Origin of the sequence: Vibrio sp. 99-70-13A1 (assembly GCF_013114625.1) — a bacterium.
GTDB lineage: Bacteria > Pseudomonadota > Gammaproteobacteria > Enterobacterales > Vibrionaceae > Vibrio.
Genome location: NZ_VTXD01000008.1, coordinates 39,438 through 62,699, shown reverse-complemented (window position 1 = coordinate 62,699; position 23,262 = coordinate 39,438). Strand labels below are relative to the sequence as shown.

20 protein-coding genes are annotated in these 23,262 nt (G+C 41.1%); 12 read left to right on the top strand and 8 right to left on the bottom strand.

Going from position 1 to position 23,262, the window contains the following annotated elements:
• Window positions 1-117: 117 nt before the first annotated feature.
• Both F0226_RS07905 and F0226_RS07900 read left to right on the top strand, forming a co-directional pair.
• The gene (locus F0226_RS07905) at window positions 118-2,109 is read left to right on the top strand and encodes a methyl-accepting chemotaxis protein (protein WP_171735137.1); all 1,992 of its coding nucleotides are present in this window, start codon (window positions 118-120) and stop codon (window positions 2,107-2,109) included.
• A gap of 196 nt (window positions 2,110-2,305) precedes the next feature.
• Window positions 2,306-3,466 (top strand): DUF1887 family protein, encoded by a 1,161-nt coding sequence (locus F0226_RS07900; protein ID WP_171735136.1) that lies wholly within the window; start codon window positions 2,306-2,308, stop codon window positions 3,464-3,466.
• 214 nt (window positions 3,467-3,680) lie between these two features.
• Here the strand turns inward: F0226_RS07900 and udp are convergent, their stop codons facing one another.
• The 4 genes from udp to F0226_RS07880 all read right to left on the bottom strand — a co-directional run bounded on the left by udp (window position 3,681) and on the right by F0226_RS07880 (window position 9,288).
• Window positions 3,681-4,439 (bottom strand): uridine phosphorylase, encoded by a 759-nt coding sequence (udp, locus tag F0226_RS07895; RefSeq protein ID WP_004736272.1) that lies wholly within the window; start codon window positions 4,437-4,439, stop codon window positions 3,681-3,683.
• Between the two features lie 408 nt (window positions 4,440-4,847).
• Window positions 4,848-7,184 (bottom strand): zinc/cadmium/mercury/lead-transporting ATPase, encoded by a 2,337-nt coding sequence (locus F0226_RS07890; protein ID WP_171735135.1) that lies wholly within the window; start codon window positions 7,182-7,184, stop codon window positions 4,848-4,850.
• A gap of 124 nt (window positions 7,185-7,308) precedes the next feature.
• Complete coding sequence (locus F0226_RS07885) at window positions 7,309-8,766, bottom strand: MATE family efflux transporter (protein ID WP_171735134.1); 1,458 nt, start codon at window positions 8,764-8,766, stop codon at window positions 7,309-7,311.
• A 105-nt stretch (window positions 8,767-8,871) separates the two neighbouring features.
• Window positions 8,872-9,288 (bottom strand): CBS domain-containing protein, encoded by a 417-nt coding sequence (locus tag F0226_RS07880; RefSeq protein ID WP_171735133.1) that lies wholly within the window; start codon window positions 9,286-9,288, stop codon window positions 8,872-8,874.
• A gap of 459 nt (window positions 9,289-9,747) precedes the next feature.
• Between F0226_RS07880 and F0226_RS07875 the strand changes: the two genes are divergently transcribed.
• Window positions 9,748-9,981: a hypothetical protein gene (locus F0226_RS07875; RefSeq protein ID WP_171735132.1), complete on the top strand. Its 234-nt coding sequence runs from the start codon at window positions 9,748-9,750 to the stop codon at window positions 9,979-9,981.
• Between the two features lie 165 nt (window positions 9,982-10,146).
• Here F0226_RS07875 and F0226_RS07870 read toward each other — a convergent pair whose 3' ends face one another.
• Together F0226_RS07870 and F0226_RS07865 are read right to left on the bottom strand one after the other, a co-directional pair.
• Window positions 10,147-12,171: a TonB-dependent receptor gene (locus tag F0226_RS07870; RefSeq protein WP_171735131.1), complete on the bottom strand. Its 2,025-nt coding sequence runs from the start codon at window positions 12,169-12,171 to the stop codon at window positions 10,147-10,149.
• Window positions 12,172-12,323: 152 nt separating this feature from the next.
• The gene (locus tag F0226_RS07865; RefSeq protein WP_171735130.1) at window positions 12,324-13,244 is read right to left on the bottom strand and encodes a LysR family transcriptional regulator; all 921 of its coding nucleotides are present in this window, start codon (window positions 13,242-13,244) and stop codon (window positions 12,324-12,326) included.
• A gap of 120 nt (window positions 13,245-13,364) precedes the next feature.
• Here F0226_RS07865 and F0226_RS07860 point away from each other — a divergent pair, with 120 nt between their 5' ends.
• From F0226_RS07860 to F0226_RS07845, 4 genes are all read left to right on the top strand, one after another.
• Window positions 13,365-14,282: an ABC transporter substrate-binding protein gene (locus tag F0226_RS07860; protein ID WP_171735129.1), complete on the top strand. Its 918-nt coding sequence runs from the start codon at window positions 13,365-13,367 to the stop codon at window positions 14,280-14,282.
• A gap of 135 nt (window positions 14,283-14,417) precedes the next feature.
• Entirely contained in the window at window positions 14,418-15,374 is a 957-nt protein-coding gene (locus tag F0226_RS07855) for an ABC transporter permease (RefSeq protein ID WP_171735128.1), read from the top strand.
• The gene (locus tag F0226_RS07850; RefSeq protein WP_171735127.1) at window positions 15,367-16,317 is read left to right on the top strand and encodes an iron chelate uptake ABC transporter family permease subunit; all 951 of its coding nucleotides are present in this window, start codon (window positions 15,367-15,369) and stop codon (window positions 16,315-16,317) included. Before F0226_RS07855 ends, F0226_RS07850 begins: the two co-directional genes overlap by 8 nt.
• An 11-nt stretch (window positions 16,318-16,328) precedes the next feature.
• Window positions 16,329-17,090 carry an ATP-binding cassette domain-containing protein gene (locus tag F0226_RS07845; RefSeq protein ID WP_171735126.1) on the top strand — a complete coding sequence of 254 codons (762 nt, stop codon included), beginning with the start codon at window positions 16,329-16,331 and terminating at the stop codon, window positions 17,088-17,090.
• A 259-nt stretch (window positions 17,091-17,349) separates the two neighbouring features.
• Here the strand turns inward: F0226_RS07845 and F0226_RS07840 are convergent, their stop codons facing one another.
• A complete protein-coding gene (locus F0226_RS07840) occupies window positions 17,350-18,306 on the bottom strand; it encodes a glycosyl transferase family protein (protein WP_171735125.1) in 957 nt (318 codons plus the stop codon).
• A gap of 405 nt (window positions 18,307-18,711) precedes the next feature.
• Between F0226_RS07840 and F0226_RS07835 the strand changes: the two genes are divergently transcribed.
• From F0226_RS07835 to F0226_RS07815, 5 genes are all read left to right on the top strand, one after another.
• Complete coding sequence (locus F0226_RS07835) at window positions 18,712-19,680, top strand: sensor domain-containing diguanylate cyclase (protein WP_171735124.1); 969 nt, start codon at window positions 18,712-18,714, stop codon at window positions 19,678-19,680.
• A 100-nt stretch (window positions 19,681-19,780) separates the two neighbouring features.
• The gene (locus F0226_RS07830) at window positions 19,781-20,194 is read left to right on the top strand and encodes a hypothetical protein (protein WP_171735123.1); all 414 of its coding nucleotides are present in this window, start codon (window positions 19,781-19,783) and stop codon (window positions 20,192-20,194) included.
• 94 nt (window positions 20,195-20,288) lie between these two features.
• A complete protein-coding gene (locus F0226_RS07825) occupies window positions 20,289-20,888 on the top strand; it encodes a thiol:disulfide interchange protein DsbA/DsbL (RefSeq protein ID WP_171735122.1) in 600 nt (199 codons plus the stop codon).
• A gap of 224 nt (window positions 20,889-21,112) precedes the next feature.
• On the top strand, window positions 21,113-21,607 hold the full coding sequence (locus F0226_RS07820; RefSeq protein WP_171735121.1) for a peptidylprolyl isomerase: 495 nt from the start codon (window positions 21,113-21,115) through the stop codon (window positions 21,605-21,607).
• Between the two features lie 221 nt (window positions 21,608-21,828).
• Window positions 21,829-22,257 carry a MarR family transcriptional regulator gene (locus F0226_RS07815; protein WP_171735120.1) on the top strand — a complete coding sequence of 143 codons (429 nt, stop codon included), beginning with the start codon at window positions 21,829-21,831 and terminating at the stop codon, window positions 22,255-22,257.
• A 114-nt stretch (window positions 22,258-22,371) separates the two neighbouring features.
• Here F0226_RS07815 and F0226_RS07810 read toward each other — a convergent pair whose 3' ends face one another.
• Window positions 22,372-23,235 carry a DMT family transporter gene (locus F0226_RS07810; protein ID WP_171735119.1) on the bottom strand — a complete coding sequence of 288 codons (864 nt, stop codon included), beginning with the start codon at window positions 23,233-23,235 and terminating at the stop codon, window positions 22,372-22,374.
• Window positions 23,236-23,262 lie beyond the last annotated feature (27 nt).

Genomic DNA, 23,262 nt, shown 5'->3' with positions numbered 1-23,262 from the left:
TCACTTATCTATTTTTGAAGACTCCGTCATAAAATGTGCAGCCCAAGCTCAATACAATGCTGATAATTTTGTAAGTTTCCACCTACATACCTGTAGGTTAATTTTAGGGAGAATGCCATGAAAGGCTCAGTGATCAAGCGAATGTACGCGGGTTTTACACTGATCATCATTATGTTTGCAGTCACGATTTCCATCATGATGAGCAGCATGAATCAAATTCACACCAACTTTGAAAGTGTTTCATCCACCTCTTTACCTCTCGTTTCGCTTTCTAATCAAACCAGTGTTCAATTGCTCTCAGCAGATAAGTCATTTAAAGACTTTTTAACCACGCAAAACGCAGAGCGTATGGCTGCCATGCGCAGCGAATTTATTGCATCAAAAGCTGAATTTTCTCAAGTTCTCAGCCAACTTGAAGCGGCGGGCATGAACAACAGTGAACTTGTTGAACGCATTACCCAACTTAAAGAAATGGAAAAGCGTTACTTCGCTGAAGCCGCTGAAGCAATGAATAACTATGAGGCTATGTTTGCCGCTCAAGCACTGGTACAGAAAGCTGCTCGTGATTTCCAAAGGCTCCATTCTGAACTAACCGTAGGTATGAAGGAGTACGTCGCTGATCAATCAAGTATTACTGTAAAAGTGATGGCGAAAAGTTACTTCATCAAGCTACAAGATGCGGAAGTAACCACTTCGGATGCTCTAGCAAGTTCAGATACTGAGTTTGTAAGTAAAGCTGTGAAACAAAATAGAAAGGCAGTTGCACACCTTAATTACGCGTACCGTGGGTTAGCAACACAAGTTCCTGCGATTAAAACGGTTTTCGATAAACCTGTTGAGCAGTTTACTGTAGATGTAGGTAAGAAAGGTGGTGTACTCGATAAACACAATAATTACCTTCAAGCGAAAAAAGCGCTTTACATCAACATTGGTAACCTAGCGACTGAAGTTGACAACGCGATGACAGTGCTAGATTCATTCAATACCGTCGCGAGTGAGCAACTTGGCCAGTCTCTTACCGAAGCAAGTGAGGTATATGACCAAGGTTTAATTAAAGCGATCACTATAGGTGTGATTGTTACTGTCTTTGCTGCTGCTATTGGTTACCACATCGCTCATAGTGTTCGTGAGCCATTAACGCGCATTCTAAGTGCGTTAGAGGGGCTAACTGAAGGTGATATGACTCAACGTATTGATATCCGTTATAACAACGAATTTAGCCGTGTAAGCGGTCATATCAATACCTTGGCAGATAACCTTCGCAACATTTTGGTTAGGCTAAATGATGCTTCAGATGACTTAACAGAAACTGCAAGCAACAACCAAAGAACGTCTTCAAAAGCACAAACGCAATTGAGTAGCCAGCGAGAGCAAACCGCGAACGTTGCTACGGCAATGACTGAAATGTCACACTCTGTGCAAGAAGTGGCACAAAGTGCACAAAGCTCACTTTCAATGGTTCAGCAAGTGGAGTCAGCTTCAGATTCTGGTCGCCAAATAATGAGCAACAACATCAGTACGATTAACCAATTAGAAACACGTTTAAATGAATCGGTTATCGCCGTTGATGAACTTCAAAAGATGAGCAGCCAAATAGGCTCTATTCTTGATGTTATCCGTGGTATTGCAGAGCAAACTAACCTACTTGCATTGAACGCCGCAATTGAAGCCGCACGTGCAGGGGAGCAAGGACGTGGATTCGCAGTAGTTGCGGATGAAGTTAGAGTGCTTGCGCAGAAAACGACCAAATCAACGTCTGAAATTGAAACCATGATTAGCAACTTACAATCTAGTTCTAAGACAGCAAGTGCGGTTATTGAAAGTTGCGTAAGTGATATGGACATGTCAGTTCAACAAGCTTCAAGCGCAAACAGTGCAATGGAAGAGATTCAGGCCTTAATCCTAGAGATTAGCCATATGAGTACTCACATTTCACAAGCTGCCGCTGAGCAAAGTGAAACATCAGGTGATATTGCACGTAATATTGAAGATATCAATTTGATTGCTGATGAAAGCTATCAAGCGATGTCGACCATTGCTGAAGCAAGCCAAAACCTGACAAAACTGGCGAATCAACAAGGTGACCTAGTCCACCAATTTAAACTTTAAGAAACAAATAACTGGGCAGTAAACACTGAAATTCAGCTTTATTAATGACTGCTAAAGTTAATAACTAATTGAACAAGGGTAACTTTTATCGGAAGTTACCCTTGTTTTTTGGGTCAAGTGTCATTATATGATTAGTATGGCTTACTGTTATTCCAGTTTTCTTTTCTTTTGAGTGAGCCAACACTAAGGAATATATATGGCTGTGCATGTTGGCATTATTGATCAAGACCCCGTTCGCTTGATCACCCCACTCTTAGATAACCGAACCATCAGTACCCACATTGTCTTTATCGGGGATAAGACCCAAGAACACATGTACTTGAGACTTCACTCAGTACTCACAAAACGTGATATCACAAGCGAATTTTTTGAACTCCCAACTGCGGTTAATACTTCTGCGATCAAAGAGTCTGTACAAGTACTCGCTGAAGATTTAAAAGCCAGAGGGGAAGAAGTCAAACTCAATGCTAGTTGTGGCTTACGTCATCGTCTACTTTCTGTCTATGAAGTTTTCCGTACCTACCACTGGCCGATTTTTGTCGTTGAACCAAACAGCGATAAATTATGCTGGTTGTACCCTAATGGTAAAGAAGATGCACAAGTACAAGACCGCATCACCATTGATGACTACCTAACCATTTTTGGTGCTCGTGGTGAATTCAGCGATGTTGAGTTATCCCCGCAACTAGACCAAAAGTTGTATGAGCTTGGTGAACGTTGGGCAGGTAATGCACTTGAGTTAGGTCCTGGGCTAGCAACACTGAATTACTTAGCGACGACTTGCCGTAAAGAACAAAGACTAGATGTAGGGCTTTCAGAGAAGCAACAAGGCTACCGTGAGCTGAACATGTTGCTCAGTGATCTTGTTGAAGCTGAAATCGCGACTTACGAAAACGGCATTTTGACCTTCGCAAATGAAGATGCACGCCGATTCTCTAATGGTGAATGGCTTGAAACCTTAGTGCACAGCACGGTAAAACAGATTCAAGATGATCTGCCTACCATTCAAGATCGCTCTTTGAATGTTCAAGTTTACCGCCAACTTGGTGAACGAGAAGTTCGAAATGAGCTTGATGTAGCTTCTGTTGTGAACAACAAACTACACATTATCGAATGTAAGACGAAAGGCATGCGTGATGATGGCGATGACACGCTCTACAAGCTTGAATCACTTCGCGATTTACTTGGTGGCTTACAAGCACGTGCAATGCTAGTGAGCTTCCGACCGCTGCGTCACAATGACATCACTCGTGCGGAAGACTTAGGCTTAGCCTTAATTGGACCTGATGAGTTGAAAGACCTTAAAACGCATTTAGCCGCTTGGTTTACAGCAGCTGGTGGGCACGAAGAGTTATAATTTCATTCTCTGGCTATTTTAAGATAAAGTATTTACAAATTAAAAAGCTAGGTTAATGACCTAGCTTTTTTATGGCTACGCTTTAGTGAAAAACCTAACGCATACAAAAACGCCCGCAATTGCATGCGGGCGTTTTAAAATCTATCAACTTAGCGCTTTAGCAAAATTCTACGTTATTCGACCCAAGGGTTTACTACCGTAGAATTTTAAACTCTTAAAGCATTTTACGAGCAGCTTCTACAACCACTTTGATTGAACGAGCTTCTGTTACTTTTAGTGTTTCGTGATCAGGCGTTTCTTTCTGAGTACGGTTGATAATAACACCTGCAACACAGCCCGCTTTAAGACCAGAACTTGCACACATTGTAAGAAGTGTTGCAGATTCCATTTCAAAGTTTAGAACACCCATGTCTTGCCATTCTTGCATAGAACCTTGGAAACGCTTAACAACGCGACCAGAGAACGTATCGTAACGCTCTTGACCTGGGTAGAAAGTATCACTTGATGCTGTAACACCCATATGAACCGTCGCGCCAGACTCATCAACAGCAGCTTTCATTGCTGTCGCAACTTCAAAGTCAGCAACCGCTGGGAATTCCATTGGAGCAAAGTGCAAGCTTGCACCGTCAAGACGAACAGAGCCAGTCGAAACAATCATGTCACCCACATTTACATGCGGTTGAATAGCGCCAGTAGTACCAACTCGAAGGAAAGTACGAACACCTAGCTGTGCTAACTCTTCCACTGCGATAGATGTTGATGGACCGCCGATACCAGTTGAACATACAACAACAGGTTTGCCATCTAGTTCAGCGCGGTAAAGCGTGTACTCACGGTGGCTAGCAAGGAAAACTGGATTTTCCATTTCTTCTGCAATTTTTTGTACGCGAGCAGGATCACCAGGGATGATAGCAAGAGTAGCACCGTTAAGATCAGCTTCAGTAACACCTAAGTGGAAAACAGCTTGAGACATAGTTTGCTCCTTTTGGCTTATAGACGTTGTTCGTCCTTATTTAAGCTCATAATAAATTCATGGGGTACAGGTGTACTTTAACGAAGGCAAACATCAAATGAAGTGACGAACATCACAGTGAACGTTGTAATGTATCATCGCATTTCAAGAAAAATCGGTTGGCATCACAAAAAACAGCAATTTAGACATTGAAGTTGCATATTAATGAGACAAAAAACGCCTTTCGCAATGATCAACGAAAGGCGTTTATAAGATGCAGTTCACATTATCTGAGTAACTGTGTAATCCAAATAACTAACAAGCTCAAATAACTATAAAATTTAAATAACGAAGCTATCGAACAAATGAAACCACATACTCAAGTCAGCAAACAAAGTCACGGTTAACGATGACCAATCGTTATCACCACTATTCAGATTTAGGCTTAAAGCGAAGCAAGCGAAGTGCATTTAACGTCACAAGTGCCGTTGCACCGCTGTCCGCTAAAACCGCCACCCAAAGACCAGTAATCCCAAATAAACTCGTCACCAAGAACACACCTTTTAAGCCAAGAGCCAATGCTACGTTTTGACGAATGTTATTCATCGTCGCTCGTGACAGCTCTATCATCACAGGTAACTCTGTAAGTCTATTATGCGTTAATGCTGAATCGGCGGTTTCAAGCGCAACATCAGTACCTCCGCCCATTGCTATCCCAACATTAGCCGTCTTCATAGCAGGAGCATCATTGATTCCATCACCTACCATCGCAACATGTGATTGCTTCGATATCGTTTCTACATAAGAAACTTTATCACTAGGGAGTAAACTCGCTTTAAACTGAATCCCAATTTTCTCACTGATGGCTGCAGCACTCCGTGGGTTATCCCCTGTCAGCATTATCGAATCAATGCCTAACGCTGTGAGTTTATCAATCGCCTCTTTTGCATCAGTTCTTAAAGTATCTTGCCATGCGATCAAACCAATCGTATTAAGTAAACTTGCTTCGCCTTCTAAGGCTACGACAACCGTTTTCCCTTCTCCCTCGAGTTGGTCAACTAGATGAGCAACTTTATCCGGTAGATCTGATTCTACTTTTGAAGGTGAGATAACACGGTATTTAACGCCCTCTACATAACCTTCAACGCCACTTCCGATTAACGCTTTTTTATCTTCTGCTTCAGGAATAATAATGCCGTCGGCTTCAACTTTTTTAACTAAAGATTGTGCCAGTGGATGAGTTGACCCCATTTCAATAGCACCAACTACGCGCAGCATTGCCGCTGCTTCCCAATTAGAAAAGGCATAGACATTCGTTACTTGAGGTTTACCTTGAGTTAGCGTGCCTGTTTTATCAAATGCAATGGTTTCAATTTTTCCAAGCTGCTCTAGAGCGGCTCCACCTTTAATAAGCGCTCCACGTCTTGCTGCTGCAGCCAAACCTGAAGTAATTGCAGCAGGCGTTGAAATCACAAGAGCACAAGGGCATGCAATCAACAGTAACGCTAAGCCTCGGTACACCCAGGTTTCCCACGGTTGAGCAAAAAGCATTGGAGGGATAGTTATCACAAGCACCGCTACAAACATCATTAACGGTGTATACCAGCGGCTGAACTTATCGAGGAAGCGCTCTAAAGGTGCTTTACGAGACTCGGCTTCCTCAATCAAATGAAGAATTCGATCAATGGCATTTTCGCCTTGTTTTGAAGTGATAGTTAAGCGTACCACTTGGTCTACAACCACGGCGCCAGCCATCACGCTATTTCCCTGAAGATGCTCAACAGGGACTGATTCACCTGTTAATGCACTTTCATCAAAGCTAGCAGAATCCGTGATTAGTGCGCCATCTGCAGGTAAACGAGAGCCAGGAGCAACTTCAATAACATCACCAGGAGCCAACTCACTTACCGCAATATCAATACGTTCACCATTCACTATCTTGGTAGTATTTTCTGGGACCAAAGCCATTAATGCCTGCACACCGCTACGCGCTCTCGATGACGCAAAAGCTTCTAGCCTCTCACCAATCAAAAACAGCAACAGCACCATTGCCGCTTCTACCGTTTCTCCAAGGTAAAGCGCACCTAAAGCTGCAACGCTCATGAGGGTTTCAATAGCAAACGGAGTACCCGAACGGGCTAATTGAACGGCTTTTTTCGCAACAGGGTATAGGCCAAGGAGGCAAGTTAATATAAATAGACCTTCACTAATGACAGGTAGCGAACCTTTAATCACAGCCGCAACCAGCATGGAAAATGCTATCGCTATGATTTGAAAATTTGGTTGAATATAAGCAGCCCAGAAAGTCTCAGGCGCTTTATTGGATGAATTCGAACCAACAGCACTTAGTGGGAAGCCTGTTTTTAAAGCGGTTTGTTCGATGATTTCTGAAACGGCTTGATCGTTAAACTGAACGACTAACTTTTCGGTTGCAAAGAGAACTTTTGCATGCGCTACACCGCTTATTTTATTAATTGCGGTTTCAATTTTTTTAGCACAAGCGGGGCAATCCATCCCGCTGACTTTCCAGCTTTGAGTAAATTTAGAGGCAACTGATTGGCTTGAAAGCTGACTGTCTTCTTCTCCACTGTCGGAGCTACAACAAGAATCTCCAGATGATGAACTTGCACAACAACTCTCTTCAGAATTACCAGTAAGTCCACCTTCGGCACTGATGCTAAGAATTTTAGGGTTAGCACATTGATTATGGCTAACGGATTGAACATTCACTTTGGATGAGCGGCATGCTGTATGTTTTGTGCACATAAAATTTATCCTTAATACATTAAATACCCTGACTGTCGTTTTTTAACAATTCGACAGCTTTACAAGAATACAGAAAGTATAAACCTTGGAGGTAACTCCAAGGTCAATAGATAAATGATGAAAATTATTTGGTTACTGCGGTTTCATCTCTGTTTGTTGAAACATCATCAATTAAAACCGCATCATGAGAACAAAAAGGTTGTGTGTTTAAACTCACAATAGAAACATCCTCTTCTTCTATCTCCACTTTAGAGCCCGCTGTCAGTTCAGCAATGTGGAGTCGTAATACAACGATAGCAATCAGACCGAATAAAATATTCCCTATCGCTTGTCCATATACCACACCCAATGCCCCGTACCACTCAGATCCAAAGTAAACAAAAGGCAAAGTCCCTAAGGTCGCCTTACTTAAGTTTAATGCCGTCGAGTAAAGAGGTTTACCTAAGTTATTGAAAGAGGTGTTTGCAACGAATAGCGCTCCGTTGAAAATAAAGGTAATCGCAATATAAGTACAAAATGCGCCAACAATTATGGCTGCGTCCCCTTCTAGGCTGAAACCTAAAATAATGTAGTCTTGAACGAAATATAGAATGGTACATACGATGATCGTATAGACAGTGGTCACCAATAATGAGTTGTTTAATGTTTCTTTAACCCTATCGGTTCTGCCCGCTCCAAAATTTTGCCCAATGATCGGTCCTACGGCGCCAGACAAGGCAAAAATAACCGCAAAACAAACAGGCGTTAGACGCCCAATAACCGCAAAACCAGCGACGAAATCTTCACCATATTGAGCAATACCGGTAGTCACTATCGCATTGCCAATTGGAGTCGCAGCATTAGTAATAATGGCAGGTAAAGCAATGGCTAAAATAACTCTTAGGTTGCTACGCCACGCTTGGTAAGTCGGTGAAGCGACCAGATCATGGTCACGAATTAATGGGTAAATAGAAAAGAATAAAACCGCAAACCGAGCAATAACGGATGCAATTGCCGCCCCTTCAATATTCCAGCCGAAACCAAAAATGAATAAAGGATCAAGAATGGCGTTGACTATCCCGCCAGATAAAGTTGCCCACATTGAACGCTTAGCGTCACCCGCTGCTCTTAAACCAGCACCAGCTGCCATACCAAGAGCAAGAAAAGGGCCACTCGGTAATAAGATCTGTAAATATGCTGCTGCCCGTTCTGCCGCTAAGCCTTTAGCTCCAATCGCAGCAAGCAATTCAGGAATATGGGCATACATAACCGCAGTGATCATTGCACTAATGGCAAAAGCCGTCACCAATATGCTGCTGCTCAAGTGCCGAGCGTGTTCACGGTCTTTAGCACCAATAGCCTTAGAAACCAAGGCTCCCATCGCAATTGAAGTACCGATGGATACCGAAGTAGAAAAGAAAGTAAGGGTACCGGCGAACCCGACGGCTGCAGCTAATTCAACTTGCCCCAACATACTGATAAACAGCATGTCTAATAGATCGACTACAAATAACGCCATTAAACCAACAGAGCCAGCACCCGACATCACTAAGATATGACGCATTGTCGAGCCTTCAACAAACTTGGCGGTTTGATTCGTCATTTGTACCCCTTACTTACACTTATTTATAAAAATCAAATAAAAAAGGCGCTAATGCGCCTTTATCGTCAGAGAAATATAGTCAAAATCACAACTTGTTACAATGTATTATACTGGGTGCTTAAAACAATCATCTAGTGTTTTGCCAATTGCGCGTAATACGTCTGTTCGGGTAATTATCCCCACCAGCTTTTTATTATCAATAACTGGATAAGCTTTAGGTTTACCGACTTTCATTAGATCAGCGAGTTCGATAATAGGTAGGTCTGGTGACACCGACAGCACATCAGGGTGCATACAGTCACCAACTAGGTGCGTGTCTTGACAAAAGTAACTCACTTTTACTAGCTTATCTAACAGATCCTGCTCAGACAAAAATCCGATGACTTCTTCATTCTCATTGATAACAGGTCCACCCATATGAGCACTTTTCATCACTTTGTCCAAAGCTAAGCTTAATGGCATATTGGCTTTAAATGTCACGGCTTGTTGAGTCATATAGTCTTTAACTTTTAATGATTCCATAACTTACTCCCTAAACTTTCTTTGAATTTAATTTTTCCTATAGGTTAATTGTTGTCTAAAATCTTGATTTTACTAAATGGATTTAAACAATTTTATTAATAGGTAAAACCTTCCAAGCACGACAAGCTAGAGCAATAAAGGTCTTGAGCCATATTTTCACTTCACTAATCAATAAAAACGTACGCTCTAACTCTTTCAAAAAACCGGGTAAAAGCCAAAATTCAGTTCATCAACACCATTTGATAAGCCTTTCACTCACTAGAATTCGACATCCTGCAGGTAATTGCGTTCTTTGTAGCTTTGTAGCTTTGTAGCTTTGTAGCTTTGTAGCTTTGTAAATAATTGAGTGAGTTGCTCTAATAGCAAGCTCTTACATAGCCTTACTTTCGAACCCTAGCGGGCTAACTTCATTTTGGTACCCTACTGCCAATTATTATTTAGCTTATGTTTTAGGTTTTTATGCCACACCACAACATCACTTACGCTTTTATCTATGAACGTGAGAACGGCGTCGACAGTATCGTGACTGCTAATATCAATGGGGAAGAGAAGGCTTTAATGTCTGACAACATTGCGGATATTGAGAGTATGACGAGTATCGCCATAAACTGCGCTGCTAATGATAATAAGAAGATTAAGCTCGCTAAATATCAGAAGATTCAAGAAATTGATTTTGCGGCATTTGTTGGCTAAACCAACTTGTAAATTTACGAGCAAGCATAAAAAAGCCCACACAATCCAAAGTATAACTTTGCAAGCGTATGGGCGATTTAGCTATTTAGTGATTTAGATATCAACTTACGACATAGACATTCAGTTAATGACTATTCATACATTGAAGAATACAGACTCTATGACTTAGAAGTCAGCAGTCATACCGACATAGTAAGTACGTGGCGCTTCTACATAACCAAGATTTTCTAATTCTTGCGAAACGGCTTCATCGGTAAGGTTGGTGATACCAGCACGTAATCTTACTGAATCATTCACGTAATAAACCGTACCGAAATCCAGAGTCGTGTAAGCATCTTGATATAAATTATCTTCTATCTTACGTTCACCACGGTATCGAGCGCTCAAGAATGTGCTTAGTTCATATGTTGGATTCCAGTTCACTTTAACTAGACCAGAGTGCTTGTATCTTTCAAGTAGCTCTTCACCTGTTGATTTATCTTCAGTATCTAAGTACGTGTAGTTTGCAGATAAGTCCCATTGTTCTGTAATACTGATTTGACCAGCAATTTCAGCACCTTGAATAACAGCTTCAGCCACATTCACATAAGTACGGCTACCGTTACTAATGAAGTTGCCGTTGTTATCAACACAACCTACACCATTGCCGCCCCAAGTACCGCCTAGCTCACACGTAGTGTCACCACGGTCAATTAAGTTTTCAACTTCGTTTCTGAAGATTGCACCTTCCACATTCCAACGTTGTTGGCTGTAAGCGGCTGCTAACTCATAGTTCCAGCTTGTTTCAGGGTTTAAGTCTTCATTACCAACAATGTCACACCAGCCTTTACAACTAGACACGGTGTAATCAGCATGGTTTTGAGTCAAAGTTGGGGCTTTAAATGCTTTGCCCACACCACCTTTAATAATTAGGTCATCCGTCGTTTGGTGTACTAGGTATACTCGCGGGCTAAACTCTTCACCATACTTCTCATGCTTGTCTAAACGACCACCCAATGTTGCTGTTAGTTGCTCGGTCATAAGCCATTGATCTTGAATGAACAACGCACCTTGGTAAGCTTCTGCTGGTGCACCTTGAATATTTTCTTCATTCGTTAGTTCACTTAATTGGTAGTCCATACCAAACGTCAGAGTGTGATAAGAACCAAGATCAGCCGTTGCTGAGGCTTCAAATATTTGAGTTAACTCTTCAACGTCACGAGTAGAGCTACCTACGTCTGCCGCATTTTTGTCGACAACATTTTCACGAGAATAACGTACTTGCGTGTCACCCCACGACCAAAAGCCATTATGAGTTAATGCTTGGCTATTACGCTTAACATTCGAGTTGGTGATATTAACGCCCGTTGCATGTTCTGCCACGCTATCACGTTGGTCATCACTGTACCCTAAGTCCAAATCGATAGTTTGGTCGTCAGTTACGTTCCAAGATAAAGTACCGAACAGGCTGATTGTATCTCGCCCTTCTAGCGCCGTTACATCTTCACGGTCATAACCATTACTATGCTGACCAGTATATGGCTGCCATGCATCACGCGTTGTTTGGTTCACAGAAAAGCGTGCAAAAAGCTCATCTTCAATTAATGAGCCTGAAGACGTTAAGCCCACTGAATACTCTTGACCACCATTGCCATCACCTGGTGTAGAGTTGTCCATGCTGAGTGTTGAACGCCACTCGTTTGATGGTGCTTTAGTGATGATGTTTATTGTACCGCCCATACCATCTGAACCGTAAAGGGCTGACATTGGACCACGAATGATCTCAACACGCTCAATAGACTCAGCGGGGATGGTAGAAAGATCAAAGTCATTGCCTCGAATGATCGCACTTGCCGAACTCAAACGTCGACCATTCACCATAATCAAGGTGTAGTCGGAATCCATACCACGGATAGAAATCATCTGACGACCAGCACGAGTGCTATCGAAATCAGATTCAACACTGGTCGCTTCACCAACAATATCCGCCAGAGTAATACCTGGGCTATTTTCAATGTCTTCCGCTGTGATGACAGACATTGATGTAGGTGCTTGCTTAAGCGCCATTTCTGTACGCGTTGCCGTTACGACCATTTGCTCGTCGGTCACAACTTCACTTTGTTCAGCTAAAGCGCTAAAGGATAATGTAGAGCAAATAACTGCAACAGCTACAGAAAGTGGGCTGCGGTTGAACTGTGAATTCCTTGGCATAATTTAATCTTAATGAGGTTGGTAATGATAATGGTTTGCATTAAATATTTAACCAACCGTCATATCAATAAAATGTTCATATCAAAAAGTAATTACCACTATTCACTTTTTGAATAATTTTTATTGTTAATATTCACTCACTGTTATTCACATTATGAATACGTTTCTTTGAACAACGTGCGGATCCACTGGCACATAGGATCATTATGAAATCGTTTATGCCAATAAAGGTATACATCTTCAGACGGGTGACGCAACGCTTTCGGCACTCTTTTACATACAAGATTTCTATGTTCGGCGGCTTGTTCTGCAAATGGTGTAGGAAGGTGAAAAATAACATTGGTCGTTTCAGCGATTGCAGGAGCAACATTAAAATTCGAAAGCTGAATAGGCACAGACAAAGTTTGGTTTTTATCGATTAGCCCAAGCTTTTTAAAGCGCCCTTCTATTGAGAGTTTTTTGTCGCCCTGCAAAGAGATTTGACCAAATGGGCTGACTAATAAATCGTTCACCGTGATTTCTTTATCCGCAAGAGGATGGTCTTTACTCATCAATAAACGGTAATCTCGGCTGACCACAAACATCCTATATAAGTTTTGTTCAGAGCTAAGTGGTTCATGGGTAGAGAGCACAAAATGAGCATCACCAGATAACAATGTTTCGAAAGGTCTTTTAGGGATTGAGTCAATATCCACAATCATGCCTGGTGCTTGATGTCTTATCTTTTCCACTATCTTAGGCATAAGATGAGTAATCTGAGGCACTAATCCAAAAAATCGAACCGTATTTTGGCTTTCTAAAGGTTCGAAATTATCTCCATGGACTAGCTTTTCAAGGCTCGCTAACACGGAATTTAAGTCTTGTTTTATCGATTCTGCTTTAGGTGTCAGTTCATAGCCATAAGCTGTTCTAACTAATAAATCATCTCGGAATACACCGCGTAATTTTTGCAATGTTCGACTAACCGTTGGCTGGCTAATATCAAGTGCCAATGCTGTGTTGGATACATGCTTCTCTTCCAGAAGATGTTTAAGAATAACTAAAAGATTTAAGTCAACCTGAGATGGATTCATTTTTAGAATACCCACTATTACAGAAATGCAATTGACGCATAGTGAACCTATGATAACGTAAACGCAATTAATAACTATTCTTATTTGATATAGATCAATTTCATCTGCTTAGGTTCTTGAATGCTTACTAAAATTTTTAACAAATTGGCGTTTACTGCGTCTTTAATCGCCCTTTCTTCTGCTTCTGTATTTGCAAAAACCTACGAGCACAGCATGGGAACCATCGAAATCAATAATGTGCCACAACGTGTAGTGGTATTAGGTTTTGGTAGCTTAGATTTTGTAGACGCTCTGGGTGTTGACCCAATTGCTATGCCTAAGAACTTACTTCCTGAAACGTTAAGCAAATACAAATCAGATAAGTACATCAATACTGGTAGCTTACAAGAAGCCAACTACGAGACACTATTTACACTAAAACCTGATTTGATCATTGCTGAAGGGCGCATGGCTAAACTCTATCCAGACCTTGCCGATATCGCTCCCACTTATATGTTCCAAATCGATTCAAAAAATTACTGGGATACGACAGAACAACACTGGCGTACATTAGGTGAGATTTTTGATAAAGAAGAACGCGCTGAAGTTCTAATTTCTGAAATTCAAACTGAGATTGATGCACTAGCAGCACGCACAAAAGAAGATCAGCCTAAAGCACTAACGGTAATGAGCAATGGTAGCAACATTACTATGTTTGGTCCGATTAGCCGCTTCTCTTTCATTTACAATGAAGCTGGCATGCAAACATCAAGTTCAGATAATGTTGCAAGCGAAACTCGCACACACGGTAACCTAATTTCTTTTGAATACATTGCCGATGCAAAGCCTGATGTTCTATTTATCCTAGACCGCGACCAAGCGATTGGTAAAGCAAGTGGTCAAGCTAAGCAATTGTTTGATAATTCTCTTGTTTCATCAACGCCAGCTGCGAAAAACGAGCGTATTACCTACCTTGACCCTGCAGCTTGGTACTTAGCGGCTGGTGGCTACCAATCTCTAAAAGTGATGATGGATGATTTAAATAACTCTATTAAATAGAGATTTAACCACACACTATTTTCAAAGTTCCAAATATTCAAAACACTTGGCGATTGAAGCTTACTCAGTCGCCAAGTTTTTCATTATAAACCGTACAACTACCACTAAGCGGAAGCTGCCGTTATTTAAGAACACATGAAATTATCACACCTATTTGCTTTTTTAGCTTTGCTTGTCCTCGCTTGCGGATCACTTTTAGTGGGCGCGGCCAACGTTTCTTTGTCTGGAATCCTTTCTGGCGATAGTCACTCAATCAATATTTTATTCACCAGCCGTTTACCTCGTTTACTGGCAATCATTCTTGCTGGTGCAGGTTTAAGTATTGCTGGGTTGATAATGCAGCAGATCGTTCAAAACCGATTTGCCGCACCTTCAACAACAGGCACCATTGATTGGGCTATGTTGGGCTACATCGTTGCTTTAATTGCCTTCTCTGGAATGAGCAGTTGGGTTCACTTACTGACCATATTTGCATTTTCCGTTTTCGGTACTGTTGTATTCGTACGCTTTTTGCAACGCTTAAAATTCAAAAGCACCGTTATGGTGCCGCTAATTGGCATCATGTATGGCAACGTTGTTTCCTCAATGACGACATTCATCGCCTATAAGTACGATTTAGTACAAACCCTAGGTTCTTGGACGGTTGCAAACTTTGCCTCTGTTTTGCGCGGTAACTATGAGTTTCTTTATATTGCCCTTCCCGCTTCAGTGTTGGCTTACGCTTACGCAAATCGCTTCAGCGCTGCTAGCGTCGGTGAAAGTTTTGCTAAAAACATTGGCTTGAATTATCAACGCATCGTGCTTATTGGTGTAATTTTAGTCGCCGTATTATCCTCATCGGTTGTGATGATTGTGGGTATGATTCCATTTTTAGGCTTAATTGTGCCAAATATTGTCTCCCTATTTATTGGTGACAATATGCGTAGAAACCTGCCTTGGACCGCCTACACTGGCGTCATTTTAGTTTTAGCCTGCGATATATTAGGTCGAATTATTATCTTCCCTTACGAAATCCCTATTTCTATGATCATCAGTATCTTAGGCGGTGCCGTGTTCATTTACTTAATCATGAGAGATAAGTCGAATGCGTGATTCAAACAAACTTATTTGTCTAGGCATTGTTGCTTTCGTAATTTGTGCGGTCTTTCTAGGTCAGGGGCTCACTGCGGATAATTACCAATTTTTCTTATCTCGTCGTATCCCTAAAGTTTTGGCTATCGTGCTCTCAGCCATGGCTATCGCATCGTCGTCTTTGATTTTCCAGACGATTACAACAAACCGAATTCTTACCCCTTCGATATTAGGTTTTGACTCGCTTTATGTGATGATCCAAGTGCTATTAGTCGCCGCGTTCGGGGGCTTTAGCGCAATCATTATTGATACGAAAGTAAACTTCCTGCTAGCAACGAGCGTCATGATCGTATGTGCTATGACCCTCTTCCACTTTTACTTCAAAGGCAAACAGCGAAATATCTTCACCTTGTTGTTAATCGGAGTGGTTTTGAGCAGTTTATTTAGCAGCGTAACTAGCTTCTTTACTATGGTCATTGACCCAGATGAATTCACTTACATTCAAGGTTCAATGTTCGCCAGCTTCAATAATATCAATGCTGAGCTTGTTTACTGGTGTACGATTCCGCTGCTTGCTTGCTGTGCTTACTTATTCACACTAGCCAATAAGCTTGATGTGATGTGGCTAGGGGTTGATAACGCAAAAAGCTTAGGCGTTGATACTCATAAATTAACTATGCAAGTCATGTTCGTTATCACTGTGATGATCTCCATATCCACCGCTTTAATCGGACCCGTTTTGTTCTTCGGTCTTATTGTTGTGGCTCTAACACGCCAGTTATTCAGCAACTTCCATCATCGATTCTTAATTCTTGCGAGTGCCATTCTTTCCATTGTTTTGCTTGCAGGCGGACAATGGATAGTAGAGAACCTTTTTGATTTCGATACCACTATCAGCGTGATTATCAACTTCCTTGGTGGCGGTTACTTCCTATTTTTACTGATGAAATACAAATTTGATTAAGGTCTACTCTCGTGATTGAAATTAGCGGACTAAGCAAAAAATACAATGATAAATATGTGGTTAAAAACGCAGATGCGCTTTTTCCTCAAGGAAAAGTAACGAGTATCATTGGCCCGAATGGTGCCGGAAAAAGCACCTTACTTTCTATGGCAAGCCAGTTAACTGAAAGTGATGCAGGGCAAGTTATCATCGGTAATAAACCATTAGAGCAATGGAGCAGTGCAGATCTGGCAAAACGCTTGTCGGTGTTGAGGCAGTCAAACAACATCAACATGCGGTTTACTGTGCGTGAACTGGTTGCTTTCGGTCGTTTCCCTTATTCTCAGGGGCGGCTCACAAACGAAGATAACAGCATTATTGACCGAGCTCTTTTCCATCTCGACATCTCGGAATTACAAGACAGCTACATTGACCAACTTTCTGGTGGTCAAAGACAAATGGCATTTATCGCGATGGTTGTCGCGCAAGATACTGACTACATTTTCCTAGATGAGCCGCTAAATAACCTCGATATTAAGCACTCTGTCGATATTATGGCGACATTGAAGAAGCTGGCTGATAAACACAACAAAGCCGTCGTAATCGTTATCCATGACATTAACTTTGCTTCTAGCTATTCAGATAATATTGTTGCGATGAAGTTTGGTGAAGTAATAAAAAGCGGCACGGTAGCGGAAGTGATTCAAGAAGATGTATTGAATGAAATCTATGAGATTCCATTCAAAGTACAGGAGATAGACGGAAACCGAATCTCTCTTTACTACCGTCGATAATTTTTTAGGTCACCGATAATTAGTTAGCGGGGTAAGATTTGTATGTATGACAAAGCCGAGCTAAAAATATTGGCGCAAATAGTTTCGCTATAGAATACAAAAGGTCAGCAAAATTGCTGACCTTTTTAGTGCATATTCAAAATACAGGATATAGAGCTCTGAGCATTCTATTTTCAAACTCATGCTATCAAGCTATCAAGCTATCAAGCTATCAAGCTATCAAGCTATCAAGCTATCAAGCTATCAAGCTATCAAGCTATCAAGCTGCGCAGTATTGCTTCCAGTACTGTAGAGCCAAAGCATAGGCTTCTTCTTTATTATGCTTTTCTGCAAATAGAATCGCAGTCATGGTGTCCACAACGCTGTTTGCCATGAGTTCTATTTCATCATCAGGCGTGCCTAATACACATTCTTTAGGCGTTGGTAACTCAACATTCATTGAGCCTTCCCAATAGAATGATTCCACTTTTTCAGGCGTACTCATCCACACTGTTTGGCTCACTTTAGGGTTGTATTCAGACTCGCCTGATTGCCCTTTGAATGAGATAACCGAGTGCGATTTATTTCCAATCACATGCTCCACTTCAGCGTGTAATTGCGGAAAACCAGGGTGAAAGCTACCTCTTAACCCTAAACGACCGCCACCAGGGTTTAGTGCTCGAACTACAGTATTAATGGGAGTACGAAGACCATAGCGATTTTTCCAGCTGATCATCGTCCTTGCTTCAGGTGCAAAGTTAGCCAAGGGTAGATAAGCAATGCTATCAGCTTCCATTATCGCTTTTGCATCTTCTGGGCTTTCAGCGCTTCGTACATTGAGTGATTTAAGGTAAGTTTCAACGTGCTCTCGCCCGCTTGGCTTATCCATATAACCGTGCATTAGAATTTTATAGCCCTGTTCAGACAAGATTTTAGCCGCTAATAAATTCCATGGCTTACCGCTACTTTTGTCATTTCGCTTACCTGCGTAACACGGCCAATCGATATCAGCACCAAGATCTGGAACTCGTGATTGGAAGGCTTTAACAAACCCAGCAATTTCTTCATTAGTTTCATTTTGTACGCGAATCAGCATGAGTAGCATCGCCATTTGGTCATCACCAACTTGCCCGCTTAAATACTCATCCATGACTCGATAAGCTTGGTCGAACGATAAAGGCTTACGCCCTCTTTCTCCACGTCCAACAGTACGAATACACTCTATAATACTGCTCATTAATTCTCACTACTCTTCAATATAATCTTCGGCTACATCATCGATTTGCTTTAAACAAAGCCACTTAACCAATCATGAATACATGTCGTTCCTAACTATTCACACTGACCATCCAAGTCTGGTGAATATGAGAACCGACATAAACCATAGGTGTATTGATTCTATGACACGTAGGTCACGATTCAAAGCAATAGTCTTTATCTACCCTATTAGCCACCCGAATTAAACGGCGTAATTAAAACGCCTCAAAAAAGAATGCTGTTCCTTCATACCACTCTTTTTCTAATAACCGAATACTGTCCTAAAAGTTGGACTTCATTATCAATATGCAGGCTATATCCGGTTAAAATTGAGGAAATGAGCTATATCTATATTAATTAATGGATTTATCAGGAACCCGAAAACTTGAACTCTGTATTTTACCGGGCCGTAACTAACCACCCAGAAGTCATACCCAAAGTATTCGATGCTTTGCCAGAGCCAACTTTTTTAATAAACAAAGATGGCTTTTATGTAGAAGCATGGGGTGGAACAGATCACACACGTCACCATAGTCCAAACTTGGTGATAGGTATGCACATTCGAGAAATTTTGCCTTTGGATAAAGCTTGTTGGTTTGAGGATATTGTTCAGCAAGTCCTACGAACTCAGCAAGCTTACGAATTAGAATATGAATTAGACCCTATACAATTACCATGTTTCAAAGGCATGGATGGTCCCTCTGGTCTACAGTACTTCAATGCGTTTGTAGTCCCTCTTGCACAAAATCATGTCTTGTGGACAGTTCGAAATATCACTGAATACAAAGTGGCTCAATGTCAACTAGCCGAGCAGCAACTGGCTTTAGAAAAACAAACCTATACGGATCATTTAACCCAAGTCTACAATCGATTTGCGCTTGAAAAACTTCTTCCTACCGCACTTAATACCACCATTAAAAACAAAAAAAGCGCGGCTTTGTTCATGATAGATATCGATTGTTTTAAAAATCTCAATGATCGGTATGGACATTTACAAGGCGATCAAGCCTTAAAAAACATCGCAAGTGCCATTCAGAACTGGGGACAAAACAGAAAAGGCGAATGCTTCCGTTTTGGCGGCGATGAATTTCTCGTTTTCATGCCTGAACTAAGCAAAGAAGAAGCACAAGCATACGCTCAAGATTTACTGTCAAAAATTCAATCCCTACAAATCCCTAATATTGATTCAACGGTTAGTGATGTTTTATCGATAACCATTGGGCTCATGCACCGTAATATAATCCACAGCAACGTCACTATTGAGCAATTCATCGCTATTGCGGATAAAGCACTTTTCTATGCAAAAAATATGGAACGTGGAAGCATACATATGTTTAACGAAAACGGTGAGTAACGCTTAGTTAGCTGAATAGATAAACTCAATTGGCGTGTCGCCCTTGGTGATGTATGATGCAAACAGATAGAGTGGTTGTTTAATTAAATTGCGAAAATTCATGCCTAAATTGCTTAATAAAATTTGGATACATGCTTTTATGTTGTTTGCTATGTTGTTAGCAAATAGCTCTTTTGCTGCATCAAATAGCACTGAAAACATGCTTGTACCTGAAGTTTCGTTTGAAAGCACAAGCACTATTGATAGCCCACACTTCTTTGATGGTCAGCAGCAAGTTACTTCTCTAGCAAGCACAGAATCACTTCACTTAGATTGCCCTGATTCCCACTCTGAAACTGAAATTACGCAAGCCGAACATACAAATTGTAGTTCTGTTTGCCAGCTAAAGATGCCACCATTTAAGGCATCAAACGCAATCAACTACCAGCCTCAATCTTTAGCGCTTATCGAGCGTGAACCTAAGCTAAAACCTGTTTTAAATAGCCAAACTTTACTGCGCCCTCCTATTTCCTAATTTTTGTCTCAGCAATACAACTACAACATAAAATATTTACGCCACTACTTATGGCGTGAGAACTGACGATTTAATTATTGGAAATAACATCATCATGAAAAAATTATTTACTCTTTTTAGTGCATTAATGCTCAGCCTATCAGCACAAGCGGCTCAATTCGAAGAAGGCACACATTACTCTGTACTGGATGTAGAAAAAGCTAAGACTTCGACCGTAACTGAGTTTTTCTCATTTTACTGCCCGCACTGTTATCAGTTCGAAGGTGTTGTTGAAAACATGAAGAAAAGTTTACCTACAGACGCAAGTTTTGAAAAAGTGCACGTAGCATTCATGGGAGGCAACATGGCTGTCCCGATGGCAAAATCTTACGCTGCGATGATTGCGCTGGACGCTGAGGAAACAATGGTTCCTGAAATGTTTAAGCAAATACATGACCTAAAACAAGCGCCAAGAAATGATGAAGCTCTACGCCAAATCTTCTTAGATACTGGTATTGACGCTAAAAAGTTTGATGCGGCTTATAACAGTTTTGCAGTTAACTCGATGCAAAAGCGTTTCGACAAGCAGTTCAAAGCAAGCACATTAACTGGTGTTCCGGGTGTATTAGTCAATGACAAGTACATCGTGAAACCAGGCAGCATCAAAAGCTATGAAGAATATAATCAACTGGTTAATTTCCTTCTGACTCTATAGTCGTCAATCTAATCAACGATTCAATGAATCAGCATTCAAAGGCTTAGTTAATCGCTAAGCCTTTTTCTTTTGTAATGTGCCTTTTCAGACTAAGCTGCTCATTCATTGTCTTAGCTCTACTCTTCTACTCTTCTACTCTTCTACTCTTCTACTCTTCTACTCTTCTACTCTTCTTAAGATAATTTCCTTATACTCCCCCTACTATTTTCAAGGCAGTAAATACTATGATTATTTTGACGACAAACTTTGGTGATATTGAAATTGAGTTGAACCTGGACAAAGCTCCGGTGAGTGCTAAAAATTTCTTAAAATATTGCCAAGATGGCTTCTATGAGGGAACAACATTCCATAGAGTGATTGAAGGTTTCATGATCCAAGGTGGCGGTCATACTATCGATATGACAGAAAAACCGACAAGAGCGCCTATCGTTAATGAAGCTAATCGAGGTTTAAAAAACGTGATTGGTTCTGTTGCTATGGCTAGAACAGATGCCCCTCATTCGGCTACTGCTCAATTTTTCATTAACTTAGATGACAATGACTTTCTTGACCACACCTCAACAACCAATGCTGGTTGGGGTTACGCTGTGTTTGGAAAGGTATCCGCAGGTATGGATGTAGTGAGAAAAATTGAAGCTGCTCCGACTACCACTCGCTGGGGACATGAAGACGTTCCTTGTGAAGATATTGTGATTACAAAAGTCACAGTCGCTGAGTAACAGCTAAGACAAAAAATATTTTTCACTCACTCTTAATGGTATTGATACCAGTCCATTTCACTATTGATTGAAGGTGGTATCAAACGCCGTCAGCATGGCTTATAAAATGCTATGCAGTTAATTTTTTCATTAAATCGAAAAGTATTTATAGTGCTTATTGCACCGGCATTAGTTACGATAACAACAGTTGTAATATCATTGTAAGAACTAGGTGTAATCAAATGCCAGAAGAGTTTGATAGACAAAATAGCTTTGGTTGGATGATCAATGTCGTTGCTAACAAAGCAAGTAAAGACTTTGATATAGAATTGAAGAAACACGGCCTAACCATTGCATTATGGCCAACGTTAATGTGCCTATGGGAAGAAGAAGGCATCACTCAGCGTGACATTGCCGCTAAATCAAAAGTAGAGAATTCAACAACCACCCGAACGTTAGATAAATTAGAAAAACTGGCACTCGTTGAACGCAGACCAGATCCAAATAGCCGCCGCTCTTTTCGTATATATCTAACAGAAAAAGGCAAAGAGCTTGAAGCAGAGCTGATCCCTATTCCTGTAAAACTGAATGAGGATTTGCTGAGTGCTTTAGACTCAAAAGAGCAGCAGCAAATGCTCAAGTTGTTGAAGAAGATGGTTGCTGATATCTAATTGGCTCTAAGCTCTAAACTCTAAGCTCTAAGCTCTAAGCTCTAAGCTCTAAGCTCTAAGCTCTAAGCTCTAAAACGGCAGAATAAAACGAAGCCTTCGACCCATTCGAAGGCTTTATTTTTTTCTCGACCATTTGATATAACAAAACAGTGAAGCAATAATCACCGCTCCACCGAGCAACTTCTGCAATTCTACACTCTCATCCAATACACTCACGCTAAGTAATAATGTCCATACTGGTTCTAAAATCATGATCAAAGCAGCCACTTCCATATTCACAGAGTGCTGACCAAGCGTTTGTAATAGATAACGAATTGACGTTGCGACCACAGCAGACACAATGAACCAAAAGATTAAACTTTGCGTTATTTCAAAATCAGGCTGAGTCGTTGAAGAAGCAAACGCTAACCCGCTAATCCCCACCACAAAAAGCTGAACACAAATAGAAGCTATAGGCTTAATGTTCGTGATTACACGCTTGTTCATGACAAAATGAATCGAAAGTAGCATCGACGCTAATAGGAAATATATCTGACTCGGTTCTACATGCCAGCCATTAGTTAGAGTGAGCAGTAACATGCCTATAATTGCTATAGGAAATGACATCCAGAAGGCACGATTTGGCTTAACTCGAAATATCACCCAAGAAACAAAGGGAGCAATAATCATCGCTAAACTCATGATGAATGCCCCTTCAGATAGGGTTTGAGTGATAGAAACTGCGTAAACCCATACTTGTAATGAGACAGATAACAGCAAGCCAACGCCGCATAATGACAGGATTTGTTTAAAAGACAGCTGGCGTATGTGGTGAATACAAAATGGCAATAGGATCAGGCTTGCCACTACAAAACGCACACCAATAAACACAGGACCTGGCATTTCTAATACCACTAGTTTAGAGGCTATCCAACCGACGCCCGCTAAAATGGTTGCGAATAAGAGACACAGCTCCCCTTTCATTGTTTTTACATTCATTGGGTTTATTCGCTCGCAAAATAAAAA